This is a genomic window from Leeia aquatica (assembly GCF_012641365.1).
Classification (GTDB): domain Bacteria; phylum Pseudomonadota; class Gammaproteobacteria; order Burkholderiales; family Leeiaceae; genus Leeia; species Leeia aquatica.
The window spans coordinates 1-5,037 of sequence record NZ_JABAIM010000008.1 but is presented as its reverse complement, the minus strand read 5'-3'; the positions used below and the strand labels follow the sequence as shown (position 1 = coordinate 5,037).

Annotated in this window: 1 protein-coding gene; it reads right to left on the bottom strand. The window is 59.9% G+C overall.

Annotated elements, in window-relative coordinates; genetic code table 11:
* On the bottom strand, positions 1 to 5,037 hold a 5,037-nt coding region (locus HF682_RS17595; RefSeq protein WP_168878656.1), incomplete at both ends, for a hemagglutinin repeat-containing protein.

Below are 5,037 nucleotides of genomic sequence, written 5' to 3'. Positions count from 1 at the left end.
AGATGGGGGGGATGCACAGGCTGATGCCCCAGCTGCTGTTGGACTGGTGGCTTTGGTAGTCGGTGCGGTCTTGCAGGGTGAGCAGGCTGAGGTTGCCGCCGACGTCGAGATTGACCTGTTTGCCAGCCAGCTGGGCGCCCTTGAGGGTGGTGTCTTTGCCACTGCTAAGGTTGAGCTGGTTGCTGGCGGTGATCAGGGTGTTGTCATAGCGGGTTTCGCTGCCGTCGGTGAGGCCTTTGCCTTTGCTGCCGCCGATCTGGAAGCTGAAGCCGTTTTGCTGGCCGAAGCCGAAGGTGACGCCGAAGCTGCTGCCTTTGCTGCTGTTCTGGCTGTGGACATTGGCCTGGTTGACGGCGGCACCAAGCTCAATGTTGCGGGCGGCATCCAGGTCAATGTCCTTGGCCTGCAGCTTGGCGCCTTCGGTGCGGATGTCGGTGTCACGGGCGAGCAGGACAATGCTTTGTGCCTGCAGGTTGCTGCCTTTGGCGGTGCTGTTGCTACTGTCGCTGCTGCTGGAGGATTTGCTGTTGCTGAAGCCGACCGAGATGCCGATGCCGGGGTTGTTGTTGGTTTGTTGCCCGCCCTGGCCGTTGGTGCCTTGGGTGCTGTCGCTGCCCTGAGTGTTGCTGTCCTTGGGCTTGAACTCTTCCTTGTATTTGTTCCACTTTTCAGTGTCTGTCGCCAGCTTGTAGCTGTCGTAGCCCGCTTTGAGGGCGAGAGCGGTGTCGAGGCGGCTGTTGCCGCTGCCTTTGCGAGCGGCTTCCAGGTTGTTGAGGATCTGGTTGAGGGGGCCGCCGATGTAGCCGGTGAAGCTGGCACCGACACTGACGCTCTTGCTGGCGCTGCGGCTGTGGGTGCTGTCGCTGTTGTAGGCGGCGAGCAGGTCAATATTACTGGCGTCGATCAGGATGCCTTGCCCGGCCAGCAGGTCGGCACCGACGGTGGTAACGCTGCCCTTGCCTTTGACTTCACCACTACCACCGGCGATGAGACTGAGGTTGCCGCGGTTGGCGGAGAGCAGGCTGGTGACGGCAGTGCTACCGTTGCCATTGCCATCCTGGGTGGCCATGCTCTTGCTGAACAGGTCCAACCCGAACAGGCCGATGCTGTTGCTCTTGCTATCGAAGTGGCGGTCGTTCGTGCGCTGCTCGTGGGCCGCGTCGATCAGGATGTTGCGTCCGGCCTGGACGGTGAGGTCCTGGTCGGCCAGCAACATGCTGCCGCGAACGGTGGTGTCGCGTCCGGACTGGACGTTGATGTTGGCACCACTGAGCTCACTGCTGACAGCGCGCTCGGAGGTGCTGTTCTGCAGCAGGTTGCTGCTGCTCTTGACATAGGAGATGCCAGTAAAGCCCGCATCAATACCGCTACGTTTGCTTTCTTTGATCTGCTGCTGCTGGCTGCGGTTGGTGCTGGTGGTGATGGTGACATCACCTTGAGCCAGTACATTGAGATCGTTCTGCGCGCTGACCTTGCTGCCTTGTACCGTGAGGTCTTTGCCGGAAACCAGATTAACCGAACCACCCGCAAGGGTACTGCCAACTGCGGTGGTGGTTTCAGTGTGCGTCATCTCGCGGTTGCTTTTGGAACCAAACAGCCCGCTCTTTTTGGTGGATACATCCTGATGCTTGAGCTCGAAGTTGTCTGCACTGCCAATGGTCAACTGCCCGCCCGCTTGCACAGTGAGCTGGCCTTCCGCGGCCAGTTGTGAAGCCCGGATGTCGGTATCACGGCCACTGACTACGGTCAGGTTGCCATTGCTCTGGATGCTGCTACCGAGTTGCTGGACCTGTTGGTGCTGGTAGTCGAATTTGATGCCTTGGCTTCCGCCTTGCTGATGGGTATTGCTCTCAATCGCCACACTGCCGATCTGGATGTCTTTCCCTGCGGTGAGCAGGGTATTGCCGGTGCTACGGAGATCGGCCCCTTGTATCTGCAAGGTGTTGCCTGCTTGCAACGTAAGCTGCTGCCCTGCATCAATCTGTGCTGCTTCGCCTGCCAGATCGGCATGACCACCGATAATGCTTTGCCGCTCAACCTTGCGGTTCAGGGTCAGGTCGTTGCCAGCCTGCAGGGTGACTTGATTGCCGCTTAGCTGCCCCCCTTGCACCAGCAGGTTTTGCCCGGCTTGCAGTTGCAGTACCGGGGCTTTGATGTTGCCACCCAGATTGAGCAGGTCACCCGCACTGGCCAGCAGTACATGGCTGCTGCCTTGCAGGCTGCCCGCATTGACGATGCGTTGTGCGCCAAGCTCGACCTTGTCGGCGAGGATCAGTGCACCATCCTGCCCCAGACTCATGCGTGGGGCATTGGCCAGATATAGGCGAGGAATCAGTCTCTCGCCCCGGCTGCCATCGGCCAAGGTCACGGTTTGCTTTTCCAGCCAGACGATGTCGTCGGTCAGCTGGCGCATCTGGTCGGCATTGAGTGCAATGCCCGGCGCCAGCTGGAAGCGCTGGGCAAAGCGGATGCCGCTGTCCATCAGTGCAGCGTATTGGGCTTCCCGGCTGTTGTAACTACCCAGCCCCATACGCCCGGTGAGCTGCAACCACTGCGCGGCCAGCAATCGCTGCTCGGCCAAGCCATCCGACAGGCGCTTGTCAAGTTTGCCGTAATCCAGCCCCAGGCGTTGCAGCATGTAGTCCGAGCTGAGGAAGCGGCCTTTGTCGGCAAAGCGGGGATCGCGCTCCGTGCGGTATTGCAGCGCCGCCTCGCTCAAGCCGCTGGGGCTGACCTGGAAGGCACTGAGTGCTGCGCCGCCACTGGAACCAAACTGCACCCCGGTTTCCACCCGCAAGTTCAGCAGGCTCGCCGGCGTAACCACCTGCGCCGGGGGTTGGATACTGATACTAGGGTTACTCTTCAGGGTAGTGGTACGCCCGGTCTCGACACCATTGACCAAACTTCCCGCCAGATTGCCATTGACCGTGCCCCCCGCACTGATCAGCGAGGGAATGGCACCGATGGTTTGCTGCTCGACATGCTGGTTGGTCACGCTCCAGATGTTGCCGCCATCGTTCTTGAACTCGGTATAGCTGAGTGTGGTTTGCTGTTTCAGCTCTCGGCCCACATTATTGACACTGCCCCCCTGCAGGGTGACATCACCATTACTGGCAATGACGCCAGCACGATTCTCGATCAGCTGACCATCCAGTACGATGTTGGCACCGGACAGGATTTGGCCGGGTTTGGCTGCAAAACCGGGGCGGAGCTGCTCCCGGTAGCCGGAGGCAGACAGGATGCGCCAGCGCTCTTCGGATTCATGCCCACCATCATTGCCCGGTGTCGCCCAGGTTCCGCCATCGTGATTATCTGGCAGAAGATTTGTCGTCGGGTATTTGGCGATAAAGGCATCCCACACTGCATCACTGACAGGGCGGTATCCTCCCCACATCCATGGCGTACTATTGTCTGGATTGCAATGTCGGTTCGGAACCCCGGTGAAGCAGGAGCTTCTACCCGCCTTCCCATCTGCCCCACCGGTGCTCTCCGAGAACGTCAACCGATCCACTTCCGGCGTCGCCCCCAGGTTTTCCAGTTGCTGCGCCTGGATGCTGAGGTTACCCGTCCAGCTTTGCACCACGCCCCGGTCATTGCGGAACAGGATGCTGCGACCACCATTGCGGCCTTGGGCCTGGAGCGCGCGGTCTGCCATCAGCAGACTGTCTTCACGGTTCTGCAGTTCGTCGGTGTTCAGCACCAAATCGCGCCCGGCATAGATGGTCTTGCCGGCCTGGTTGTCGAGGCGGCTTGCTGTCAGCGTCAGGTCTTCGGTGGCAGACAGGATGGACTGGTTGATGATTTCACCAGCTTGCACACTGAGCTTACGCGCAGTCAGGCCACCCTGGTGTTGGTAGCTACCATCCACCTGAACATTGAGCACATCGGCCTGCAGGGTGCCGCCACCCGTGCTCAGGGACTTGACGTGTATCGTCAGCCCTTGCTGGCTGGCAATCGCCCCCCGGTTATCCAGCAGACCACTGCCCGGCTGGCTGCTCAGATTGAGCTGCCCTCCAGTATTGGCGGCCAGAACCCCCTGATTGAGGAAGGAACCTGCACTCAACTGGAAGGCCTGTAGTGCACTGATCTGGCCTTCGTTGTGAAGCTGGTCCAGTTGCAGGTCGAGGTTACCCCCCGAATGCAGCTTGCTGCCGCTAGCATTGTGCAGACGGTCACTGTTGATTCGGACATTCTGAGCCGCTTGCAACGTACCGGCATTATCAATATCACTGCCGTCCAGCTGCAGGCTGCCATTGCTCTCAATCGCCCCGCGCAAATTGCGCACAGTACTGATGGCCAGGGTGGTTAGACCGCTACCACCGTGTTGCAATTTGCCATCCTGATTATCGAGGCTGCTGGCTTGTACTTGCAGCTGCTGGCCTTGTGTGAGCAAACTACCGTTCTGGTTTTGCCATGCTTGGCTGAATTGCAGGCGCGTTGTCGCTTGGCCGCTTTGTTCCAGCTTGCCGTTCTGATTCAGCAGGTTCTGCCCTTGCAGCTGGAGTTGTCCGGCGCGGATTTGCCCTTGCAGGTTATCCAGATCACCTTGGGCTTGCACGGTCAGGCTACCCCCGACTTCCATCTGACCTTGCTGGTGTTGTACGCCACCCGTGCGGGCTGTCAGGCTGGCATCCTGCCCGACCTGGGTCTGATTCTGCCCAAGGTTGATACTGGCTGCATCAACCGTCAGCGATCCCGCGGTGAGGACGCCGCCTCGCAGGGCCACCTGCCCATTGCTGCTGATTTGCAGCTGTTGCTGGATGAGACTACCATCGGCCTGCAAGCCACTGACCAGCAGACCACTGCTGGTCACGTTACTCGCCTGCAGTTGCAGGGAGCCAGCCGACGCCATCCGCGCCGTGCTGTTCAGGTCGCCACTGACCTGCAGATTGGTGTTGCCTGCAGCGTAAACATTACCATCCACCTGCAGCTGACCTGCATTCACCTGCAGGTTGCCACCACTGGTCAGCCCTTGCTGCAGACGGACTTGTCCCGTGCTGTTCAGAGTGAGGTTGTGCCCGGTCAGTACGCGTCCAT